Raw genomic sequence first — 22,031 nt, 5'->3', positions numbered from 1 at the left:
GCTTCGGCCAGAATGTCCCTGGTCACGCCATGCGATGGCGGATGGTCCGGCGACAGGATCAGGGTTCTGGTTGGCTAGAGCGGCGTACCGTTCGGCACTTCACGCCCGCGCGCGTGATCGGCAAGCACTTCATCGGCCACGTGCCAGGATTTTTCAAACTCGACGGGGTTGATGCCGATGTATCCGCCGACCGTGATCAGCGCTTTGCACATCATCGCTTCGTCGGCGGGAAGGTCGGCGCAGAACGCTTCCCGGCTTTTGCCCTCGAAAAGCGTCCAGGCAATTGCCAGATCACAGGCGGGATCGCCCTTTTCCACCTCATCTCGTCGCTAAGATAGAAGCCTCAGCTGCCAATCTCGACCGGCCTGACCGCAAGATCACTCCTGCGTGGCGACCAGTCGGCTGACAAGCGCCGTGTCGATGTTCAGATTGCTGACCATGGACCTGGAGCGATTTATTTGAACTCTCCGAAAACCGCTTGCCGCTGTCGCTACGCGAACCTTCGGTCTAGCGCGGAAACTCGAGCCCCATCTCGCGATAGCGCTCGGGGTCGTCGCCCCAGTTCTCGCGCACCTTGACGAAAAGGAACAGGTGCACCTTCTGTTCCAGGATACCGGCTATTTCCATGCGTGCCGCCTGGCCGATGGCGCGGATGGTCTCGCCCTTGTGGCCGAGAACGATCTTCTTCTGGCTGTCGCGCTCGACATAGATGGTCTGGTCGATGCGCACCGAGCCGTCCGGCTTCTCTTCCCATTTCTCGGTCTCGATATGCGAGGAATAGGGCAGTTCCTGATGCAGCCTGAGATAAAGTTTTTCGCGGGTGATCTCGGCCGCGAGCTGGCGCATCGGCAGGTCCGAGATCTGGTCTTCCGGATAGTACCAGGGACCGACCGGCAGAGCCTCGGCCAGGTAATCGAGCACGTCCTTGCAGCCGGAACCAGTCAGCGCCGAAACCATGAAGGTGCGCTTGAACGGCACCCTTTCGTTCGCTGCCGCCGACAGAGCCAGCAGCGCTTCGTGCTTGACGCGGTCGACCTTGTTGAGGATCAGCACCATCGGCTGGCGCACATCCTTCAGCCGTTCGAGGATGGCGTCGGCGTCGCCCCTGATGCCGCGCTCGGCGTCGATCAAAAGCAGCACGATATCGGCGTCCTTGGCCCCGCCCCAGGCGGTGGTCACCATCGCCGTGTCGAGCCTCCGCTTCGGCTTGAAGATGCCGGGCGTGTCGACGAAAACGATCTGCGCATTGTCATGCGTGGCGATGCCGCGCACGATGGCGCGGGTCGTCTGCACCTTGTGGGTGACGATCGACACCTTGGCGCCGACCAATTGGTTGACCAGCGTCGACTTGCCCGCATTGGGCGCGCCGATCAGGGCAACGAAACCGGAATGCGTGGGGGCAGCTTCCGTTGCCGGTTCTTCGGTGGCGGTCATGCCGCACTCCCTTCACTTGAGCGCGCGCGCTCCGATTTTTGGGCCGACGTGGTGGCCCAGACGCCTTCGCGCAAAAGAAATGCCGAAGCCGCCGCTTCTTCGGCAACCCTGCGGGAGCCGCCAGTACCGCTTATCGGCGCAAAGCCGCGGACCTGCAAGGACACGGTGAAGACGGGCTGGTGGTCCGGGCCTTCGCGTTTCTCGATCACATATTCGGGACGCGCATCGCTGGCCTTGGCAATCCATTCCTGCAGATCGGATTTCGGATTGAGCGGTTTTGCGATCACCGTATGCGAGCGCGGTTCCCAGTAGCGCAGGACGAACCGCCGCGCGGCCTCGATGCCACCGTCGACGTAAACCGCCGCGATCAGGGCTTCTACCGCATCCGCCAGATAGTTTCCGCCCGAGCCACGCGACCGCATCTTCAAGGCAGAATCGGCGCGGACCAGATCTTCGAGCTGCATTTCGATGCCGATTTCCGAGCATGTCCGCGCATCGACCAGCGCATTGAAGCGCGGCGCGATTTCACCTTCCGGCGCATCGGGAAATTTCTCGAAAAGCATATCGGCGACGACAAGCCCGAGCACGCGGTCGCCAAGAAATTCAAGACGTTGGTTGTTGGTGGCCGCCTTGACCGCGCTGGAATGCGTCAGGGCGGTCTCGAGCAAACGGACATCCTTGAAGACGTGGCCGGTCTTGGCCTTCACCAAACCGGCCAGAGTTTCGCCTGTCGGACGCTTCAAAGCCATCAATTGACGAAGTGGAACAGGCGCGAAGCGCGCATCAGCGACGGCCATTTCCAGATTTCGAGAGGGCTCGCCTTGCCGGCGATCGAGAAGAAAACAAGATTGGCGCGGCCAACCAGATTTTCCGCGGGAACGTAGCCGACGGTGAAACGGCTGTCGGCGGAATTGTCCCGGTTGTCGCCCATCATGAAATAGTGGCCGGGCGGCACGTCGAATTCGCGGGTGTTGTCGCCGATCGAGTTCGAATTCAGGTCGAGCGTGTCGTAGCTGACGCCGTTGGGCAAGGTCTCACGATACACATCGATCGGTCGCGATTCTTCGGTGATGTCGGGATTGTCGATCTGGCCTGTTTTCACGCGGGGCACGCCGACGCCGTTGATGAACAGCTGGCCGTCCTTGACCTGGATCTTGTCACCCGGCAGGCCGACAACGCGCTTGATGTAGTCGACGGACGGATCAGGCGGGAACTTGAAAACCGCTACGTCGCCGCGCTTCGGCTCGGAGCCCCAGATGCGGCCTGAAAAAATATCGGGTCCGAAAGGCAGCGAGTAGCGCGAATAGCCATAGGACCATTTGGTGACGAACAGATAGTCGCCTTCCAAAAGCGTCGGCCGCATCGATCCCGACGGGATCGAAAAAGGCTGGAACAGCAGCGTGCGGATGACCAGGGCGAGCAAAAGCGCCTGGACGATGACGCTGACGGTCTCGCCAAGCCCGCCGGATTTCTTCTCGGATTTTTCAGCCACGCTCATGTCGTCCTCGATTGTGCGTTGGATGGTATAGAGTCTCGGCGCGCGCTGGGCAACGTCAATGCCGGTCGTCAGAGGCAATCAATGTGGCGCTTCTTCGACGGGCAGCGCCTCGATGATCACAAAGGCTTGAGCGAGCGGGAAATCATCCGTGATGGTGAGGTGGATTGCCGCGCGATGGTCTTTTGGCAGGATTTTGTCCAGCCTGGCCTGCGCTCCTCCGGTCAGCGCCATGGTCGGCGCGCCACTGGGCAGGTTGACGACACCCATGTCGCGCCAGAACACGCCCTGCGCCAGACCGGTGCCCAGCGCCTTGGCGCAGGCCTCCTTGGCAGCGAAACGCTTGGCATAGGAGGCAGCACGCGCCTGCCGGTTTTCGGAGCGGGCCTGTTCGATCTCGGTGTAGATTCTCTGGATGAAGCGCTGGCCGTGACGCTCCAGCGACTTTTCGATGCGTCTGATGTCGATCAGGTCGCTGCCGATGCCGATGATCATCGCGCAGTGGAACCGATGCTTGCGCCTGGATGGGACGATTGCGCATGCCGGCTTGCACGCTCGGCCAGACGCTTGCGCCGCTGTTCGCGGAAAGCGTTCATCCCCCAGCGCGTGATGGCGTAGAACAGTAGCCCGAAGGCGAGCCCGAGCGGAACCGCGCCGATCAGCATCGGTTCAAGGACCGGTTTCCACAATTGCGCGAAGGAGAGGTTATGCAGCATCTCGCCCAGATGTGCCGGCGGCGCATGCGTCGGCAAGCGGTCATGCAGGATGAGCTTGCCCGTTTCCCACGACGCGCCCCATAGCAACGGGAAGGTTAGCGGGTTGCCGAAAAAGACCGCGCCAAGCGCCGCCGCCACCAGATTGCCGGCGATCACCCAGCACAGGAGGGCAGCGATGATGAAATGGAAACCGACGGGAAAGAATGAAGCGAAGACACCGGCCGCAACACCGGCCGCAACCGCATGCGGTGTGGCCTTCAGCCGCAGGATGCGCTTGGAAAAATACTGAAGCGAGCGCGAAAACGAGCGGCGCGGCCAAAGGTAGGTACGCACCCGCTCATAAAGGCCATCAGGCTTGCGGCGTCTAAAAAGCACTCTGTTCCCGTTCCACAGCGCCCGCAACGGCATCTTCAGCCGGGCGTGGCAGCCACATCTTGCGCTTGACTATCACCCTATGGCAATCGCCACCTTATATAACGACGCGCTGGCGCAAGAACAACCAAACACCTTCTATGCGCCGCGCTTGTCGCCGCCCTTCGGGGCGGCAGGTCTTGCTTCGAACATTGGATAATCGCGGCGAATTTAGGGAACCGGCAGTCGCATCGCCGAAAGGCGCATCGCCGCCGGCGGCTACCGCAGGTATTCGCTGACCTCGACCAGATTGCCGTCTGGGTCACGGAAATAGACCGACATCATAGGACCTCTAGCCCCGACACGTTCGACCGGGCCGAGTTCCACCGCCACACCATTGGCCGCGAGGCGGGCACGGACCTCATCCAGTGGCCGGTCGGTGATCAGGCAGAAATCACCTGATCCTGATGTCGGCGACTTCGCCTTGGGCTCGAAAGTGCGGCCGACGTCATGCACATTGATCTTATGGGTACCGAAAGCCAGCGCCGTCGGCCGATCCGCCGCGTCGATGCGCTCAAAACCCAGCACGCGCTGGTAAAACTCACAGGTCGCTTCCAGCGAAGCGACCGTCAGCACGAAATGATCGATGCCGGCGATCATTTCCAATCTGTCTTCACGCATGTCGCTTTCCCCAAAACCGCCGCACACTGTTGGGCGAAAAAAATGCCCCGTCAGATGTTGCGGCTGCCGGGCTTGATCGCCGGGATGGCGGCAAGCTCCGGCGGCAGCCGGTCGACCGGATAGGCCGGGACCTCATACTCGGCAAGCGCGATGAGCGGCACACCGACATCGGTCTTGCCGGCCGAACGGTCGATGATGCAGGCCGCGGCCGCCACCTCGGCGCCAAGATCGCGCAGGCACTCGATGGTCTCGCGGATCGACAGGCCGGTGGTGACGATGTCCTCGACGATGACGACACGCGAACCCTTGGCGATCTCGAAGCGGCGCAGGCGGAACTCGCCGCCTTCCCGCTCGACCCAGATCGCCGGCACGCGGAGATGACGCGAGGTCTCATAGGCCGGGATCAGCCCTCCGATCGCCGGGCCTACGACATAGTCGATCTTGCCTGGCACGCCAGCGCGGATCTTCTCGGCCAACGCCTTGCACAGAAGCTCGGTCTTGTCGGCATGCATGAACACGCGCGCCTTCTGCAGGAAGACCGGACTGCGCAGGCCCGAGGTCAAAATGAAATGCCCTTCCAGAACAGCACCCGCCTCGCGGAAAATGCCCAGCACTTCATCGGTGTTCATGTCTGCCTCTTTTTGATTGACCATGACTTTGTCCGAAACCGGAGCATGGTCTAGCCATTGACGCGTCTTGCGTCGCTGACGCTCGAATTGTCCTTGAGCTGCGACAGCAGCCGGTTGAGGTGCTTGAGATCCCAGACTTCGAGATCGATCAGCATTTCGGTGAAGTCGGGAGCAGTGCGCACCATCGACAGTGTATGGATGTTGGCGTCGTTCGAGGCAACCACCTGCGCTATATCGGCGAGTGACCCCGGCGCGTTGATGGCGGTGACCGATACGCGCGCCGGAAAGCGTTCCTTGGTGCGCTCGTCGATGTCCCAGCGCACGTCGATCCAGCGTTCGGGCTGATCGTCGAACGCCTGCAGCGCCGGCGACTGGATCGGATAGATGGTGATGCCGGTGCCCGGCTGGACGATGCCGACGATGCGATCGCCAGGCACCGCCCCTTCCGGCGCGAAGCGCACCGGCAGATCGCCGCGCACGCCGCGGATCGGCACGGCGCCATCGCGTGGCTGGTCCTTGTCCTTGCGCGCGGCACGACCCGGAATCTGGAACAGCATGCCGGCGGCATTGCGGATCTTCGACCAGCCCTCCTCGCGCGGCTTGGGGACGGCCGTGGTGACGCGCTCATCCTTGTAGTCGGGGAATACCGCCTTCATGACGTCGGTGGAGGCGAGCTCGCCGCGCCCGACGGAGGCCAGCACATCCTCGATGTCCTTGCGCGCCAGCCTGTGCAGCACCTGCTTCAGGCTCTCCTTGGTGAAGGTCTTGCCGGCACGCTCGAAGGCGCGTTCCAGGATGCGGATGCCGAGACCCGAATATTGCTTGCGGATGGCATTCTTGGTGGCACGGCGGATGGCCGAGCGCGCCTTGCCGGTGACGACGACCGATTCCCACGCCGCCGGCGGAACCTGTGCCTTGGAGCGGATGATCTCGACCTCATCGCCGTTCTTCAGCTCCGTCATCAGCGGCATGATGCGGCCGTTGACCTTGGCACCGACGCAGGTGTCACCGACATCGGTGTGCACCGCGTAGGCGAAGTCGATCGGTGTCGCGCCGCGCGGCAGCGCAATCAACATGCCTTTCGGGGTGAAGCAGAACACCTGGTCCTGAAACAGTTCTAGCTTGGTATTTTCGAGGAAATCCTCGGGATTGTCGCCTTCGGCAAGCTGCTCGATGGTGCGCCGCAGCCAGGCATAGGCGTTGGTTTCCTTCGAAATCGCGTGGGCGGCGCCATTCGTCTTGCCGCCGGTGTCCTTGTAGATCGAATGGGCAGCGACGCCGTATTCGGCGATCTTGTTCATCTCTCGGGTGCGGATCTGCAGTTCGACACGCTGGCGCGACGGGCCGACGATGGTGGTGTGGATCGACCGATAATCGTTCTGCTTCGGCGTCGAGATGTAATCCTTGAAGCGGCCCGGCACCATCGACCACGCGGTGTGGATGGCGCCAAGCGCCCGGTAACAGTCCTCGACCGTATCGACGACGACGCGGAAGCCGAAAATATCCGAGAGCTGCTCGAAGGACAGTGCCTTGGCCTCCATCTTGCGGAACACCGACCACGGCTTCTTCTGCCGGCTCTTCACGCCGGCGTTGATCGCATGCTTCTCGAACAGCGTGGACAGCGCTTTTTCGATGTCCGTCAGCACGCCCTTGTTGCGCTCGAAGATTTCGGCAAGCCGTGCGGTGACGGCGCGATAGGCCTCCGGATTGATGAAGCGGAAGGCGATCTCCTCCAGCTCCTCGCGCATGCCTTGCATGCCCATGCGGCCGGCCAGCGGCGCGTAGATATCCATCGTCTCCTCGGCGATGCGCAGGCGCTTGGCTTCCGGCATGTGGTCGAGGGTGCGCATATTGTGCAGGCGGTCGGCGAGCTTGACCAGCAGCACGCGGACATCTTCTGAAATCGCCAGCAGAAGCTTTCTCAGGTTTTCCGCCTGCTCGGCCTTCTTCGAGACGAGATCGAGCTTCTTCAGCTTGGTCAGGCCCTCGACCAGCTTGCCCATTTCGGGGCCGAACAGATCGTCGATCTCGGCCCGTGTGGCGGTCGTGTCCTCGATTGTGTCGTGCAGCAGGGCGACCGCGATCGTCGCCTCGTCCATATGCATCTCGGTGAGGATGGCGGCGACTTCGAGCGGGTGCGAGAAATACGGGTCGCCGGAAGCGCGCTTCTGGTGGCCATGCTTCTGCATGGCATAGACATAGGCCTTGTTGAGCAACGCCTCGTTGACGTCAGGCTTGTAGCGCTGGACGCGCTCGACAAGCTCATACTGACGCATCATGGGCGGGATCTCGCGGTGCTGAAATGATTGATGCGCCGCACTAGCGTACGGCGCATCCCATAGATAGCCACGAAACTGACTGGACGGAAGTGCCGGAAACGTATTCCAGGCAGGTCCAGAGCGCTGGCTTAGTAGTCGTCGCTCTTTTCCGGCGGCACCAGGCCCTCGATGCCGGCCAGGAGGTCTTCCTCGGTCATCCGGTCGAAGGTGACGTTCTCCTCGGTGTCATCGGCGTCGGTGGCCGCAACGGCGGCGCCGGTCTGATCGGCAATCGCCTCGCCGTCGGCTTCGGGCTCGTCGACCTCGACATGCTTCTGCAGCGAATGGATCAGATCTTCCTTGAGGTCGTCGGGCGAAAGCGTCTCATCGGCGATCTCGCGCAGCGCCACGACCGGGTTCTTGTCGTTGTCACGCGGCACGGTGATCGGCGCGCCCTGGCTGATCTGGCGGGCGCGGTGGCCGGCCAAGAGCACCAGCTCGAAGCGGTTGTCGACCTTGTCGATGCAATCTTCAACGGTTACGCGGGCCATGGATTGCCCCTTTCATGCGATGGATTTGATGGAAAACAGGCGCGGTCCATAACCCGAACGCCGCCAAAATACAAGCATCATGGCAATGGCCGGGCTGCATGGCGCCCAAACCTTGGTTCAAACACCCGATTTGGCAAAACCTGTCTGTGGTTATGTGTTCGGTGTCCCGATCACAATTGCTTGCAGTACAGCACGCACCCTTGGATTGCCGCGAAACTGGCGCTATTTCGGATGGCATGGAGGTCAGCCGGTTTATTATGAGCCTGACCGAACGCTATCGCATTTCGTTTAGACGGCCGTTTATTTCGAGAAGGAATATTTTCCATGTTCGACCCTCGTGAAAAAATCGCCCTATTCATCGACGGCGCCAATCTTTACGCGACGTCGCGTGCACTCGGCTTCGACATCGACTATCGCAAGCTCCTGTCGAGCTTTCAGAAGCGCGGCTATCTGTTGCGCGCCTATTATTACACGGCGCTGGTCGAGGATCAGGAATACTCCTCGATCCGTCCGTTGATCGACTGGCTCGACTATAATGGCTTCAAGGTGGTCACCAAGCCGGCCAAGGAGTTCACCGACTCGACCGGTCGCCGCAAGATCAAGGGCAATATGGACATCGAGCTTGCGGTCGATGCGCTGCAGCTCGCCGATGTCGTCGACCACTACGTCATCTTTTCCGGCGACGGCGACTTCCGCACGCTGGTCGAGGCGTTGCAGCGGCGTGGCCGCAAGGTGTCGATCGTCTCGACCATGGCCTCGCAGCCGCCGATGATCTCCGACGACCTGCGCCGCCAGGCCGACCATTTCATCGACCTGATGACATTGAAGAACGAGGTCGGCCGTGATCCCTCCGAGCGGTCGGTGCGGCGGCCCGAGCCGGCCGAAGTCGACGAGGACGATTACTGAGGCCAGTCGCCTTGACCGCCCTTTCCGCCTCCGAACCCGGCCGCGATTGCCCGCTCTGCCCGCGGCTGCATGACTTCATCGCCGAATGGCGGCAGCGCGAGCCGTCCTGGTTCAATGCGCCGGTGCCGACTTTTTTGCCTCCCGAAGGTGACGCGACGGTCCAACTGCTGATCGTCGGGCTGGCGCCCGGCCTTCGCGGTGCCAACCGAACGGGCCGCCCGTTCACCGGCGACTATGCCGGCGACCTGCTCTACTCGACGCTGATTTCGCACGGTTTTGCACGCGGCGAATTCAAGGCCAGACCCGACGACCGATTGGAGCTTGTCGGCACCGCGATCACCAACGCGGTGCGCTGCGTGCCGCCGGAGAACAAGCCGGTGGGCGCAGAGATTGCCACCTGTCGGACATTCCTGGTGCCGACGATCGCGCGGTTCCCCAATTTGCGCGCCGTGCTGGCACTGGGATCGATCGCGCACCAGTCGACCGTGCGGGCACTGGGTGGGCGCGTCGCCGCCTACCCGTTCAAGCATGGCGGGCAGCTGCCGGCCGGTGGCGTCACGCTGTTTTCGAGCTATCACTGCTCACGCTACAACACCAATACCGGCGTGCTGACCGAGGCAATGTTCGTCAGCGTTTTCAGCCAGATAGCGGCGTTCTTGGGCAAGTAGGCACGATAAGCAATCAGCTTCTCCCCTTGACAATAGTCAACCATGGTTTACAGTTACCATGATGCAGGTTTTCGAAACCGATACATTCAAACGCTGGCTCGAAGACCTCCGCGACGCGCAAGCAAAAGCCCGCATTGTTCGGCGCATCGACCGACTGACTGTAGGCAATCCGGGAGACGTCAAGCCCGTTGGCGAGGGCATAAGCGAAATGCGGATCGACGATGGTCCTGGCTATCGCATCTATTTCCTCCAAGCAGGCAACTTGTGCGTGCTGCTCCTTTGCGGTGGCGACAAAGGAACGCAAAGCAGAGACATCGCAGCCGCAAAAAAACTCGCCAAGGAATGGAAGGACAAGGCAATATGGCAATGAAAGTCACAGCCTTTGACGGGGCCGAATATCTCGACACTCCAGAGGCAATCGAAGCATATCTGGCAGCGACGTGCGAAGATGGCACCGCAGCGGAGATTGCTCATGCGCTTGGCGTCATTGCGCGTGCGCAGAACATGACGAGACTTGCCGAGAAAGCCGGTATGACGCGACAGGCTCTCTACAAGGCCCTGAGCGGCGAAGGGAATCCCGAATTCGCAACGATCATGAAAGTGGCCGAGGCGCTTGGTCTGAAACTGACCTTCGTGAGCGCGCAGGCAGGACGGAACGCTGCGTAACACGAATCAGCGCGCCGACATTTGGTTCTCCATCTCGCCAGCGGAATTCGTCTGATCAAGGTGCAGCGAACAGCTCGGCCAATTTCTCCGGCCCACCCTGCAGCACATTCAGGTCGACATCGCCGTTGATGCCGTCGACGCGACCCCTGTTGTGGTACTGCCAGTAGACCCAGTCGTCGCGATCCGGCTCCAGGAGCAATGAGCGGAGCCAGAGCGGACGGGCAGCAATCCGCGCTGCATACGCTTCCGCTGCGTCGTCGGTCAGATAGACCACCGCCGGCTTGCCGAACGCCGCCTCGACTGGAGCGAGGAACGCGGCCAGTTCGGCGTTCAATTGTTCGGGCGTCGGCCGCTGCGGGCAGTTGCCGCCGAATTCGATATCGACCACGGGTGGCAGCAGGGGCTGATCGTGCGGCACCACCGAGATGAAATTCTTCGCCTGGTCCGCACCCGGCCGGCAAAAGGTGAAAAAGTGATAGGCGCCGACGGCGAGACCGGCGGCCCGGGCCTCTTCCAAATTCCGTGCGAAAGCATCATCGACATGATCGCCGCCTTCGGTCGCCTTGATGACGGCAAAGGCGACATCGTCGGCGGCTACGCGCCGCCAATCAATCTGGCCCTGATGATGGGAGACGTCGATGCCCCTGACCGGATATTTATCGCGATCCGGCGAGAATGTGCGGAAGTAGAGATAGCCGCCTGCCGTGATGAGGCACACCGAGACCAGGCTCGCTAGACCGAAAAGAACAATCCGGTTCGTCAAGCGAATGGCCCCAGCCTACCCACGCTCTTTTAAGAGCCGGCCCTTCTCGCGCGACCAGTCGCGCTGCTTCTCGGATTCGCGCTTGTCGTGCAGTTTCTTGCCGCGGCCGACGGCGAGCAACAGCTTGGCGCGACCCTGGTCGTTGAAATAGATTTTCAGCGGCACCAGCGTCATGCCTTCGCGGTCGACACTCTGCGACAGTTTCGCCATCTCGCGCTTGTTGAGCAGCAGCTTGCGGCGCCGGCGCGGCTCATGGTTGAAGCGGTTGGCCTGCAGATATTCCGGCAGATAAGAGTTGATCAGCCAGATCTCGCCGCCTTCGACCGAGGCATAGCTGTCTTGGATGTTGGCTTGGCCCTGGCGCAGCGACTTGACCTCGGTGCCGGTCAGCACCAGACCGGCCTCGACCGTGTCGAGCACCTCATAGGAAAACCGCGCCTTGCGGTTTTCCGAAACGGTCTTGTTGTTGGGATCGGCTTTTCTGACTTGATTCATGATGCGGAGAGGTGGCGCCTCATCCCTAATTAATCAAGCCGGCGTGCTTCATCGCCGCATCGATCTTGTCGGCGGTCGAATGTTCGACCGTCATTAGCGGCGAACGCAGCACATTTTCGACCTTGCCCAGCTTCGACAGCGCATATTTCGCCCCGGAAACGCCAGGTTCGATAAAGATCGCCTTGTGCAGCGGCAGCAGACGATCTTGCAATTCCAGTGCCTTGGCGCTGTCGCCGGACAGCGTCGCCTCCTGAAATTCCGCGCACAGCCGCGGCGCGACATTCGAGGTCACCGAGATGCAGCCGACGCCGCCATGCGCGTTGAATCCAAGCGCCGAAGCATCCTCGCCCGAAAGCTGGATAAAATCCATGCCGCACGTGGCGCGCTGCTCGGAGACCCGTTCGACCTTGCCGGTGGCATCCTTGACGCCGACAATGTTCTTGAAGTCGTGCGCAAGCCGCCCCATCGTCTCCGGCATCATGTCGATCACCGAGCGCGGCGGGATGTTGTAGATGATGATCGGCAGCTTGGTCGCCCTGGCGACCGCCGCGAAGTGCTCGTACAGGCCGCGTTGTGTCGGCCTGTTGTAATAGGGCGTGACAACGAGTGCAGCATCCGCACCGGCCTTCTCGGCATACTGCACGAGGCCGACCGCTTCCTCGGTGTTGTTGGAGCCGGCGCCGGCGACGACCGGAACGCGGCCCTTGGCCACCTCGATACACACCTTGACGACCTGGCGGTGCTCGTCATGCGACAGCGTCGGCGACTCGCCGGTGGTGCCGACCGGCACCAGTCCAGTCGTGCCCTCGCCGAGTTGCCATTCGACGAATGCGCGAAAGGCTTTCTCGTCGAAACGCCCGCTCTTTTCGAACGGTGTCACGAGCGCAGTAAGCGAGCCTCTCAGCATATCGTCCAACTCCTTGGCACTTCTATTTTGTGTCGGTGTTTTGTTGTGCGCGCCTTCTAGCCGAAAGCGAAGCGGCGCACCATAGTCTCGACATGGTTGCACGGCAAGCATTGCCATGGTGCCAGCAAGCGCAATTCGAACGGCCTCGATAACTCTTTGTTTACGAGCTCTTCACGACCTAAGTTTAGGCTTCGAGGCATCTCCGCCTGCTTGTGGAATGCCAGGACAAGGAAGATTTAAGGATCATGCCGGGCGGTCGGCCTCACATTCTCGCGCTGCTTGGCGCCACGCTCGCGCTGATGCCGGGCATGGCGATCAGTGGTAGCGTGGACGTACGGGTCACCTCAGCCATTCCGATGCCAGGCGCGGCAATTGCGCTGCCTGACCTGCAGGGCAGGATCCCACAGCCGCCCTTGCCCGACGTCGCCCCCTTGAAAAGCGGGCTGGATGCGTTGGCGGCGGGCGATAGTCCCCGCGCTCGTGGTGTGCGCGATGGCCTTCCCGCTCAGTCGCTCGACCAGCATATCCTTGCCTGGGCGATCGCGCTTTATGGCAGCGACAAGATTCCGAGCGGCGATATCACTGCTGCGGCCAAGATGCTGCCCAATTGGCCGGGCACCGTCACCCTGCGCAAAAACAGCGAACGCGCACTCTATCGCGAGAACCCTGCCCCCGATGCCGTCATTGCGGCATTCGACGGCGGCCAGCCGCAGACATTCGAAGGCGTGATGGTTCTTGCCCGCGCCTATGTGGCGTCAGGCAATATCAAGGCGGCACGTTCGGTGCTGTCGCCCTTCTGGCGCACCGCGATCCTGGAGGCCAAGGACGAGGCGGCGCTGATCAAGGAATTCGGTAGCCTGATCCCGGCCGCCGACCACCGCTTTCGCATGGAGCGCATGTTCTATGCCGACCGTGCGAATTCCGCCCTGCGTGTCGCCGGCCTTGCCGGTGCCCAGCAGCTCGCCGATGCATGGGCGGCGGCCGACAAAGGCGACAAGAACGCGCCCAAGCTGCTGAAGGCCGTGCCGGCAATGCAACGTTCGGCCGGCTACTTCTTCGCGCAGGCCGAATATCTGCGCAAGCAGGAGGATTTTGCCGGCGCCGCGGCCATTGTGATGCAGGCGCCGACCGATCGCGAAGCTCTGGTCGATCCGGATGCCTGGTGGGTCGAGCGCCGGGTGCTGTCGCGCGAACTGGTAGACCAGGGCGACATGAAGACCGCGTACAAGATCGTCGCCACACACGCCGCCGAAAGTGCCACCAATGCGGCGGACGCCGAATTCCATGCTGGCTGGTACGCGCTGCGCGGCCTGAACGACCCAAAAACCGCGGCCAGTCATTTCGCTCGCATCGCGGACCTCGCCCAGGGGCCGATGACGCTGTCGCGCGCCTATTACTGGCTCGGCCGTGCCGCGGAAGTCGGCGGTCCGGGCAATGCCAAGGACTATTTTGCGCGCGCCGCTGCCTATGGCACGACATTCTACGGCCAGCTTGCCGCCGAACGCGTGGGGCGGCAGGCGCTGAACATCGTCTATCCCTCGCCAAGTGCAGCCGACCGGCAGAATTTTGCCGGCCGCGAGGCCGTCAGCGCCATCAAGCGGCTGCAGGAGGCGGGCTACGACCGCTATGCCGAGACGCTCTATCGCGACCTTGCCGGGCAGTTGACCAGTCCGGGAGAACTGGCGCTGCTGGCTGTCCTTGCCGAAAAGCAAGGGAACCATTTCATGGCGCTGAAAATCGGCAAGATCGCCGGGGCGCGCGGCATCGATGTCGGCGCATTGTCGCATCCGCTCGGCGTCATTCCCGATTCGGCCGACATTTCCGGCTCGGGCAAGGCGCTGGCCTATGCGATCGCCCGCCAGGAAAGCGAATTCAACATCGGCGCCGTGTCGAGCGCCGGCGCGCGCGGGCTGCTGCAGCTGATGCCGGGAACCGCAAGGCAACTGGCGAAGAAGGCCGGGCTGCAGTTTTCACAAACACGGCTGACCACTGATGCCGGCTATAACGCGACGCTTGGTTCGGCCTTCCTCGGCGAACAGCTCGACCGCTTCAACGGCTCCTACGTGCTGACCTTCGCCGGCTACAATGCCGGCCCCAACCGGGCCAGCCAGTGGGTGGCCAGGTATGGCGACCCACGCGGCAAGGACATCGACGCGGTCGTCGACTGGATCGAGCGAATTCCCTACACGGAAACCAGAAGTTACGTTCAGCGCGTGATGGAGAATTACGAGGTCTACAAGATGCGTATTTCGGGCAAATACGACATTGTCGGGGATCTGGTGAACGGGCGGGGTTGACGGCTCAAGAGGCGACTTCGTCGAAGCTGGAGATCTCCCCCTTGCGGGGGAGATGCCTGGCAAGGCAGAGGGGGGGTGCTGTCCCTCGGCCTATCAGTTCAATGGCTCATTCCCAGTAATGGGCCAAGGTTGGCAATCCTTCACACCCCCCTCTGGCCTGCCGGCCATCTCCCCCGCAAGGGGGGAGATCGGCAGCTTCAGCGCCCCGCCCTCTATTTGACCATCCCCGCGCTCGCCTGTAGCAGTCGGCTGAGGCATGGCGGGAGAGAATCCAGATGTCGAGCACCAAAGGCTTTTCCGACTTCTTCTTCAGCGCACCCGATGGGCTACGCCTTCATGCGCGCATCTATGGTGAGGCCAATACCGGATCCTGGCCGGTTGTCTGCCTGCCTGGCCTGACCCGCAATGCCAGGGATTTTCACGAGCTGGCGCTCTATCTGTCGACGGATGCGGCAACTCCGCGAAAGGTCGTCGCCTTCGACTACCGTGGGCGCGGGCAGTCAACCTATGATCCCGACGTCAAAAATTACAATGTCGGCGTGGAGGCCGGCGACCTCCTGGCCGGGCTGACGGCGCTGAACATCGGAGAAGCGGCCTTCATCGGCACCTCGCGCGGCGGGCTGATCATCCATGTGCTCGGGATGATGCGGCCATCCGTCCTGAAAGCCATTGTTTTCAACGACATCGGACCGGTGATCGAGACGGCCGGGCTTGCCCATATCCAGTCTTATCTCGAGCGCGACCCGGGACCGAAAACCCGCACGCAGGCGGCGGCCGCCCAGCGCAGCGTGCATGGCGAAGACTTCCCCGCCCTTGCCGGCGCCGATTGGGATCGCATGGTCTGGGCTCTCTACCGCGAAACGGATGGTGGGCTGGTGCCGGATTTCGATCCGAAGTTGGTGGATACCGTGGCGAGCCTCGATCTGACGCAGAAGCTGCCTGATCTATGGCCTCAATTCGAGGCGTTGGCCGCCATCCCGTTGCTCGCCATACGTGGTGCCAATTCGAGATTGCTTTCCATGGACACGCTCAACCAGATGAGAGAGCGACATTCCATGATGGAGACGATCACTGTCGAGGGCCAGGGCCATGCGCCATTCCTGGAGACCGGCAGCCTGCCGGGCGACATAGCCGCTTTTCTCGACCAAGCCGAACGCAGGAATATCTCGAAGTAAATCCCATGACCAAACAAGGTCACGGGATAGCTACAATAGTATAGACAGGATTCTTCAGCCTACTTGGCTTTTGAATTTTTCCGAGCCGCTTTCGGCGACTCTTTTGCGGCGGCGGCTGCCTCATCCCTCTTTTTTCGCCCTGCCGTCGGCGACGAAGGCGTCGTCACGGGCGAAGAAAACATGGAGCCTTCAGCGCGATTGCCGCCCGGCTGAGTCGATCGAGGCGTTTCCAGCACGATGACACAGCCATCGAGATCGTTGGTGGCCAGATGCGCGTAGCGCATGGTCATCGTCAACGTCTGATGGCCGAGCCACATCTGCACGCGCCGGATGTCGATGCCGCCCTGGACAAGACGCGAGGCGCAGGTATGGCGCAGTATGTGCGGCACCACCTGATCGTCGGCGCCGAGACCGACTTCGGCCTTCGCGTCGTTCCAGATGGCACGAAACTGTGCCTGGCTGAGCTTGGTGAACGGTCCTTTGGGCCGGCGACCCTCAGTGGGAGGCAGCTTGATGACCTCCTTGACCCGCTCGGTCATCGGGATGGTGCGGCTGCGGCCGGATTTGGTGATCCAGAAACTGACGCGATGCTCCTGGATATCGTTCCAGATCAGCCCAAGCGCCTCGCCGAGACGGCATCCGGTGTCGACCAGGAAGACGGAAAGCCTGTAGGCATCCTCGCTGCGGCTCTTGATGGCGGCGAACAGCCGCGCCTCTTCGTCCCTTTCGAGGAAGCGAATCCGACCCGCCCGCTCCTTCTGGCGGCGGAACTCGGGCAGGCTGTGGATATCCCCCATCTTGTGAGCCTTGCGCAGCAGTTTGCTGAGGGCAGCCATCTTTCGATTGATGGTTGCGTTGCTGTTGCCGCGCTGGCGCAAGGTGCCGATAAGGTTGTCCAGGGTACTTTGGTCAAAGGCGCTGAAACGCTCCCCAAGGAGGATCTCGTCTATTTCGCCGATGAACGAGCTGACATTATACTTATGCCGCCCATCATCCCATAATATGTCCCGATATGCTGAAAAAAGATCTCCGACCCGATGCGACTTTACTTCTCTAATCTTGTTGTAGGTATATCGAATCTTCGGACTTTGAGAAGAAAACATCGAAAAATGATCAGAGGACTCACCCTCTTGAATCGCTTCGTTCGTCATCATTTGCCACACCCCCGAGTGGGATAGGTCAGCCCTACCCGCTTGGAAGCGTCCTTTCAAGAGATTTTAATCACGCAGTTGTGATTTCATCCGCCCATCAGCAGATCCCACGAAATCACCCCACGGATTCATTCAGCTACCGTTACCCCCATCCTTCCGTTTGCCTTGATCCAGTCGCGAAAACAAAAACAGCCCGGGCGTTGTGCGCCCGGGCTGGATTTCACCTGTAAGGAACCAGCCCTTAGAACGAGCGCTGGAAGCGGAGGATACCGCCGATGTTGTTTTCTTTGTCGGCGCCAGTCCAGTTGGAGACGGTGTCATCACCAACATGGAGGTAGTCGACTTCCGCCGTGATCGTCAGACCCGGGACGATATCGTAGGCAATGTTAGCCGCGGCGCCGAAGTTCTTGCCATCGTCATAAGACAGCTGAGCATTGAACGAGGTCTTCTCGTTGAACTTGTAGGTGCCACCGCCCCATACGGCCCAGCTACCGCTCCACAGCTTGTACATGGAGCGACCACCGCCGAAGTCGTTGATATTATCATCAGTGCCGTAGCCACCCATGATAAACAGCGAAAGTTCATTCGTGGCGTTCACATCCAAACGAACCTTTCCAGAAACTTCTTCGTAATTGCTGTCATAAGCAATGACGCCGCTGATGCCACCCCAACCCTGCGTCCACTTCACGCCGCCAACGACATGAGGGACGTAGCTGTCGATCGTGTAGTCGCCATAGCCTTCTTCGAGCGAGACCACAGCCGAGAAGCCGTTCCCAGCGTCGAAGTAGTACTGAATCACGTTCGTGTCGAAGCCACCATAAGGAACGAGCGTATCCTGGATGACGTTGCCAGCATAACCGGTAAACGTATCGAACGCCGATTCGTCCTTACCGACGCGCAGGCCACCGAGCTGGATCCAGGCGAAATTAAGCGAAATGCCCTTATTGAAGGCTTCGTCGCTAAAATTCGTGTTGCCGAAATTGATACGGGTCTCGGTGTAGGTCTTCAAGGTGCCGAGTTCGGTCTCCTGGCCGGTCCAGGTCTTCAGCGCGAAGCGTGCATTTTTTCTCCAGGTATCCTGGACGTCACCATCCATCCGGTCGATAGCACGAGCACCATTAAACGAACCAATGTCACCAGCGCCGATGTCATAACGGACATAGCCGCCGATGCGCAGGCAGGTTTCGGTGCCGGGGATGTAGAAGTAGCCAGCGCCGTAGACGTCGCAAATCTTGACGTATTCAGCGGGTTCCGGCTCGGCGACGACGACGGCGTCGGCGGCGCGCGCACCGGAAACTGCGATCAGGGCCGCAGCGGAGCCGAGGAGAAGGCTCTTGATGTTCATTTTCTGACCTCCAGTCAAAAGTTAAAAAACGGGTCTGGGTATTCTTTGCTGAAGGACAGCGTTCCCTGCCCCATCCCCACTACCGAAAAAGATGCGCACCGCGCCGCTCCTTCAAAATCGACATTACTCATGAGACGGCGGCGTTCAACCACGATCGTACCGGTGAAAGGGCTGCCTGGCTGCTATCCCCCGGCGTTGTTGCACAAATGACACGATTTGGCCTCACTCAGAAAGCTCTCGTTAACCATCAGGCCACCGCAACCCCTTGCTCGTCGCCGAATCCGGCGATGGACCGACGGAATCATGGCGAGTTCCCGAGTCGCTGGCCAGAAACAACCGCAGAACCGCCACATCTATGGAAGGTCGCGGTTCGGCGCCTTCTTATTTTGCATATAATGATGCGGGCTTGTTGATTGTGCCGGCGCTTTTCTTTATCCAGCGGCCCAACGGAGAGGTGGCCGAGTGGTCGAAGGCGCTCCCCTGCTAAGGGAGTAGAGGTCAAAAGCTTCTCGTGGGTTCGAATCCCATCCTCTCCGCCATCCTGCTTCGCGCTGCGCGCTTCGCAGGACAAGTCCCGACCTCCCCGCGCGAAACAGGATGCCCTCCGAAGCCGTAGCGAAGGAGGGCTCAAGCGCCTGAATTTCTTGCAAAAACAGGGTTGGCAGCTGCCCTTCGGCCAAGCCGGATACCTTCTCGCATTGGCAAAGGAGGGGCCGGCTCATGTGGTACGTTTATCTTCTGGAGAGCGAGGTTGCGGAAGGTGGCGTTATGTCGGCATGACGTCGGACCTAAAACGACGGCTTGCCGAGCACAATTCGGGAAAATCCAGCCATACGTCCAAGTTCCTGCCATGGCGGATCGTCACCTATATGGCCTTCTCGAATCAGGCCAAGGCAGCTTCATTCGAACGTTATCTCAAATCCGGGTCAGGCACGCTTTCGCCAGTAAACGCTTTGGTGACGACCGCAGGCCTACCGAAAAATGCTACGGTTTTCCAAAAAGAGATAGCGATAACAGCTCGTTACTCCGATGAAGCGGACGGCGGCTCCCGTAATTTCATTCGATTCTGACTGGAGGTCAGAAAATGAACATCAAGAGCCTTCTCCTCGGCTCCGCTGCGGCCCTGATCGCAGTTTCCGGTGCGCGCGCCGCCGACGCCGTCGTCGTCGCCGAGCCGGAACCCGCTGAATACGTCAAGATTTGCGACGTCTACGGCGCTGGCTACTTCTACATCCCCGGCACCGAAACCTGCCTGCGCATCGGCGGCTATGTCCGTTATGACATCGGTGCTGGCGACGTCGGCTCGTTCGATGGTGCTCGCAGCAACGACGTGCAGGACGGCAAGAACCAGGGAGCCTGGTACAAGAACACCCGCTTCACGCTCAAAACCTGGACCGGCCAGGAGACCGAGCTCGGCACCTTGAAGACCTACACCGAGACCCGCTTCAATTTCGGCAACAGCAACGGTGATCCCGACTTCGGCCCGAACGATGCGCACAACAAGGACGTATCGCTGAACTTCGCCTGGATCCAACTTGGCGGTCTGCGCGTCGGTAAAGACGAATCGGCCTTCGATACGTTCATCGGCTACGCCGGCAATGTCATCCAGGATACGCTGGTTCCCTACGGCGACTTCGACACCAACGTCGTCCAGTACTATTTCGACGCAGGCAATGGTTTCTCGGCCGTGCTCTCGCTCGAAGAAGGCTCGGGCGCTGGATCCGTCGACGATCTTGGCAACGGCAAGTATGGCGTTGGCACGATCGACAGCTATGTTCCGCATGTTGTCGGCGGCGTGAAGTGGACCCAGGGCTGGGGCGCGATCACTGGTGTTGTTGCGTATGACAGCAACTACGAAGAAGTCGCCGGCAAAGTTCGCTTGGATGTGAACGTTTCCAACGAGTTGTCGTTGTTCATCATGGGTGGCTATGGCACCGACGACAACCTCAACGACCCGACCTATGATCAGCCCGCGGGCGGTCGCGGCTTCTACAAGCAGTGGGGCGGCAACTGGGCAGTGTGGGGCGGTGGCACCTACAAGTTCAACGAGAAGACCTCATTCAACCTTCAGGCGTCTGCTGATGACTGGAAGAACGTCGGCGTTGCAGCGAACGTCGCCTATGACATCGTTCCCGGCTTCACCGTCACGGCCGAAGTTGACTATCTTCATGCCGGCAAGTTCGATGAGGGCAGCACGGACAACGTCGCCTGGACTCCGGCCGACAAGAAGAACAGCGTCGGCGGCCTCCTTCGCTTCCAGCGCTCGTTCTAATAAGTTGCGACTTGTCGAATCGAAAACCCGGCGGGCAACCGCCGGGTTTCAGACTGCTGACAAACCCCGTCGATTTTCGGCGGGGTTTTTTGTTATGTGATTGAAGTGTCTTGGACTGTTTGTGTCAGGAGATGGGCAGCCGCGGCAGATGGCGGGGTCGCTCTTGTAGCGGCGGTAGCCATTGCGGTCGGTGGTGGCGTAGGCCAGCACCTGGCCCTGTGGGCCATCAGCCGCCGGCTCATGGGTGAAGGCCGACGGTGCCATCATGCCGGGCTTGGGCGGTCTCGGTCGGCGATAGCCGGTGACACCGCACATGGCTCGATCCTCCAGTCCTTTGGCGATGCCGGCCGTGGCATAGCCGGCGTCCAACCCGACGGCGCCGACATCAAAGCCGAAGCCCTCCACCTGCCGATCGAGCCTCGACAGGTAGACGGTCGAATCATGGACGATCGCTGTCGCGTGTGTGTCGGTGATGATGGCATGCGCCGCATCCACCGTGCGGTGATCGAGATAGAAAAAGCCTTTCGGCTTGCCCTCGCGCACCATGTAGCCGCTGTCGGGATCGATGCGCGAGACCTTGGTCTCTTTCTCCACCGGCTGGCGTTGCTTCTCCTTCAGCCGTTTCTGGCTATGGACGGCGCGCTCTTCATCGATCGCCGCGTCCAGCGCCTCCCAGTAATGGGCCCGCGACTTGGCCACGAACGCCAGATCGAAGCGGGTCTTGTTGGCGTTGGCCTTCAGATGGGTGGAGGCGGTGTAAAGCACCGTGCCATCGACAAGGCCCGCCCGGATCGCCTGCTCGACGATGCGGTCGAAGATCGCCTGCGACACGCTGGTGTCGTCGTAACGCCGCCGCCGGTTCTGTGACAACGTCGAGGCGTCGAACACCTTGTCCGTCAGCTTCAGCCGCAGGAACCAGCGATAGGCGACATGACCTCGATCTCGCGCACCAGCTGCCGTTCCGAGCGAACTCCAAACAGATAGCCGATGAACAGCGCCTCGAACATCAACGTCGGATCGAGTGGCGGGCGGCCATTGTAGGGGCAATACAGTGGCGCGGTCAGTTCGTGGATGAAGGAGAAATCAATCACACGGTCGATCTTGCGCAACGGTGATCAGCCGGAACCAACTGATCCAGCGTCACCATCTCGAGTGCGGTCTGTTCAGGGGCGGGTCGCTTCAACATAACCCAGTGAATCAAAAACCCCTAGCAAATGCTAGGGGTTTGTCAGCAGTCTGCAACCCGGCGGGCAACCGCCGGGTTTTTTTCA

General features: G+C 60.8%; 23 protein-coding genes, 1 tRNA gene and 1 pseudogene. 9 read left to right on the top strand and 16 right to left on the bottom strand.

Annotated features, from left to right (window positions below):
• Positions 1–74 precede the first annotated feature (74 nt).
• From NKJ11_RS17095 to rpoZ, 10 genes are all read right to left on the bottom strand, one after another.
• Positions 75–317: a hypothetical protein gene (locus NKJ11_RS17095; RefSeq protein WP_023812872.1), complete on the bottom strand. Its 243-nt coding sequence runs from the start codon at positions 315–317 to the stop codon at positions 75–77.
• A gap of 190 nt (positions 318–507) precedes the next feature.
• Complete coding sequence (era, locus tag NKJ11_RS17090) at positions 508–1,434, bottom strand: GTPase Era (protein ID WP_128303038.1); 927 nt, start codon at positions 1,432–1,434, stop codon at positions 508–510.
• Positions 1,431–2,183 carry a ribonuclease III gene (gene rnc, locus NKJ11_RS17085; RefSeq protein WP_128303083.1) on the bottom strand — a complete coding sequence of 251 codons (753 nt, stop codon included), beginning with the start codon at positions 2,181–2,183 and terminating at the stop codon, positions 1,431–1,433. The genes era and rnc overlap by 4 nt, the downstream gene beginning before the upstream one ends.
• Positions 2,183–2,932, bottom strand: a complete 750-nt coding sequence (gene lepB / locus NKJ11_RS17080) for a signal peptidase I (RefSeq protein WP_013532585.1) — start codon at positions 2,930–2,932, stop codon at positions 2,183–2,185. Before lepB ends, rnc begins: the two co-directional genes overlap by 1 nt.
• Positions 2,933–3,010: 78 nt before the next feature.
• Entirely contained in the window at positions 3,011–3,424 is a 414-nt protein-coding gene (gene acpS / locus NKJ11_RS17075; RefSeq protein ID WP_128303037.1) for a holo-ACP synthase, read from the bottom strand.
• Positions 3,421–4,020, bottom strand: coding sequence for a DUF2062 domain-containing protein (locus NKJ11_RS17070; RefSeq protein ID WP_352793825.1), 600 nt, complete (start codon positions 4,018–4,020; stop codon positions 3,421–3,423). Before NKJ11_RS17070 ends, acpS begins: the two co-directional genes overlap by 4 nt.
• A 255-nt stretch (positions 4,021–4,275) precedes the next feature.
• The gene (locus NKJ11_RS17065) at positions 4,276–4,677 is read right to left on the bottom strand and encodes a VOC family protein (protein WP_128303035.1); all 402 of its coding nucleotides are present in this window, start codon (positions 4,675–4,677) and stop codon (positions 4,276–4,278) included.
• A 50-nt stretch (positions 4,678–4,727) separates the two neighbouring features.
• On the bottom strand, positions 4,728–5,306 hold the full coding sequence (pyrE, locus tag NKJ11_RS17060) for an orotate phosphoribosyltransferase (RefSeq protein ID WP_128303034.1): 579 nt from the start codon (positions 5,304–5,306) through the stop codon (positions 4,728–4,730).
• A gap of 50 nt (positions 5,307–5,356) precedes the next feature.
• A complete protein-coding gene (locus NKJ11_RS17055) occupies positions 5,357–7,585 on the bottom strand; it encodes a RelA/SpoT family protein (RefSeq protein ID WP_023812864.1) in 2,229 nt (742 codons plus the stop codon).
• A gap of 128 nt (positions 7,586–7,713) precedes the next feature.
• A complete protein-coding gene (rpoZ, locus tag NKJ11_RS17050; RefSeq protein ID WP_023812863.1) occupies positions 7,714–8,115 on the bottom strand; it encodes a DNA-directed RNA polymerase subunit omega in 402 nt (133 codons plus the stop codon).
• Between the two features lie 324 nt (positions 8,116–8,439).
• Between rpoZ and NKJ11_RS17045 the strand changes: the two genes are divergently transcribed.
• The 4 genes from NKJ11_RS17045 to NKJ11_RS17030 are packed head-to-tail and all read left to right on the top strand — an operon-like array spanning position 8,440 to position 10,355.
• The gene (locus tag NKJ11_RS17045) at positions 8,440–9,021 is read left to right on the top strand and encodes a LabA-like NYN domain-containing protein (RefSeq protein WP_023812862.1); all 582 of its coding nucleotides are present in this window, start codon (positions 8,440–8,442) and stop codon (positions 9,019–9,021) included.
• Between the two features lie 11 nt (positions 9,022–9,032).
• Complete coding sequence (locus NKJ11_RS17040) at positions 9,033–9,689, top strand: uracil-DNA glycosylase (protein ID WP_352793824.1); 657 nt, start codon at positions 9,033–9,035, stop codon at positions 9,687–9,689.
• Between the two features lie 58 nt (positions 9,690–9,747).
• The gene (locus NKJ11_RS17035) at positions 9,748–10,059 is read left to right on the top strand and encodes a type II toxin-antitoxin system RelE/ParE family toxin (protein ID WP_023812860.1); all 312 of its coding nucleotides are present in this window, start codon (positions 9,748–9,750) and stop codon (positions 10,057–10,059) included.
• Complete coding sequence (locus tag NKJ11_RS17030; RefSeq protein WP_023812859.1) at positions 10,050–10,355, top strand: addiction module antidote protein; 306 nt, start codon at positions 10,050–10,052, stop codon at positions 10,353–10,355. The genes NKJ11_RS17035 and NKJ11_RS17030 overlap by 10 nt, the downstream gene beginning before the upstream one ends.
• Before the next feature lie 55 nt (positions 10,356–10,410).
• Here the strand turns inward: NKJ11_RS17030 and NKJ11_RS17025 are convergent, their stop codons facing one another.
• From NKJ11_RS17025 to dapA, 3 genes are read right to left on the bottom strand one after another with little or no spacing between them, the layout of a single operon-like run.
• Positions 10,411–11,118 carry a glycoside hydrolase family 25 protein gene (locus tag NKJ11_RS17025; protein WP_023812858.1) on the bottom strand — a complete coding sequence of 236 codons (708 nt, stop codon included), beginning with the start codon at positions 11,116–11,118 and terminating at the stop codon, positions 10,411–10,413.
• Between the two features lie 15 nt (positions 11,119–11,133).
• Positions 11,134–11,613 carry an SsrA-binding protein SmpB gene (gene smpB, locus NKJ11_RS17020; protein WP_013532594.1) on the bottom strand — a complete coding sequence of 160 codons (480 nt, stop codon included), beginning with the start codon at positions 11,611–11,613 and terminating at the stop codon, positions 11,134–11,136.
• A gap of 25 nt (positions 11,614–11,638) precedes the next feature.
• Complete coding sequence (dapA, locus tag NKJ11_RS17015) at positions 11,639–12,520, bottom strand: 4-hydroxy-tetrahydrodipicolinate synthase (RefSeq protein ID WP_352775982.1); 882 nt, start codon at positions 12,518–12,520, stop codon at positions 11,639–11,641.
• Between the two features lie 245 nt (positions 12,521–12,765).
• Between dapA and NKJ11_RS17010 the strand changes: the two genes are divergently transcribed.
• Positions 12,766–14,817 (top strand): lytic transglycosylase domain-containing protein, encoded by a 2,052-nt coding sequence (locus NKJ11_RS17010; RefSeq protein WP_352793823.1) that lies wholly within the window; start codon positions 12,766–12,768, stop codon positions 14,815–14,817.
• A gap of 275 nt (positions 14,818–15,092) precedes the next feature.
• Positions 15,093–15,992, top strand: coding sequence for an alpha/beta fold hydrolase (locus tag NKJ11_RS17005; RefSeq protein ID WP_352441275.1), 900 nt, complete (start codon positions 15,093–15,095; stop codon positions 15,990–15,992).
• Positions 15,993–16,051: 59 nt separating this feature from the next.
• Here NKJ11_RS17005 and NKJ11_RS17000 read toward each other — a convergent pair whose 3' ends face one another.
• Positions 16,052–17,146: a tyrosine-type recombinase/integrase gene (locus NKJ11_RS17000; RefSeq protein WP_352793821.1), complete on the bottom strand. Its 1,095-nt coding sequence runs from the start codon at positions 17,144–17,146 to the stop codon at positions 16,052–16,054.
• 238 nt (positions 17,147–17,384) lie between these two features.
• Entirely contained in the window at positions 17,385–18,488 is a 1,104-nt protein-coding gene (locus tag NKJ11_RS16995; protein ID WP_128363099.1) for a porin, read from the bottom strand.
• A 448-nt stretch (positions 18,489–18,936) separates the two neighbouring features.
• On the opposite strand from NKJ11_RS16995, the gene NKJ11_RS16990 reads away from it, so the two are divergent.
• The 3 genes from NKJ11_RS16990 to NKJ11_RS16980 all read left to right on the top strand — a co-directional run bounded on the left by NKJ11_RS16990 (position 18,937) and on the right by NKJ11_RS16980 (position 20,760).
• Positions 18,937–19,027, top strand: a tRNA-Ser gene (locus NKJ11_RS16990).
• Positions 19,028–19,132: 105 nt separating this feature from the next.
• Positions 19,133–19,558, top strand: a complete 426-nt coding sequence (locus tag NKJ11_RS33840) for a GIY-YIG nuclease family protein (protein ID WP_502905800.1) — start codon at positions 19,133–19,135, stop codon at positions 19,556–19,558.
• A 14-nt stretch (positions 19,559–19,572) separates the two neighbouring features.
• Entirely contained in the window at positions 19,573–20,760 is a 1,188-nt protein-coding gene (locus NKJ11_RS16980; RefSeq protein WP_127257438.1) for a porin, read from the top strand.
• Between the two features lie 132 nt (positions 20,761–20,892).
• Here the strand turns inward: NKJ11_RS16980 and NKJ11_RS16975 are convergent.
• Positions 20,893–21,946: pseudogene (locus NKJ11_RS16975) on the bottom strand (IS1182 family transposase); the annotation flags it as partial.
• Between the last annotated feature and the right edge of the window lie 85 nt (positions 21,947–22,031).

This window comes from Mesorhizobium sp. M0243, assembly GCF_040321775.1.
In the GTDB taxonomy this organism is placed as follows: Bacteria; Pseudomonadota; Alphaproteobacteria; order Rhizobiales; family Rhizobiaceae; genus Mesorhizobium.
Note: the sequence above shows the minus strand (reverse complement) of the source record. Positions and strands in the feature narration are given on the sequence as shown.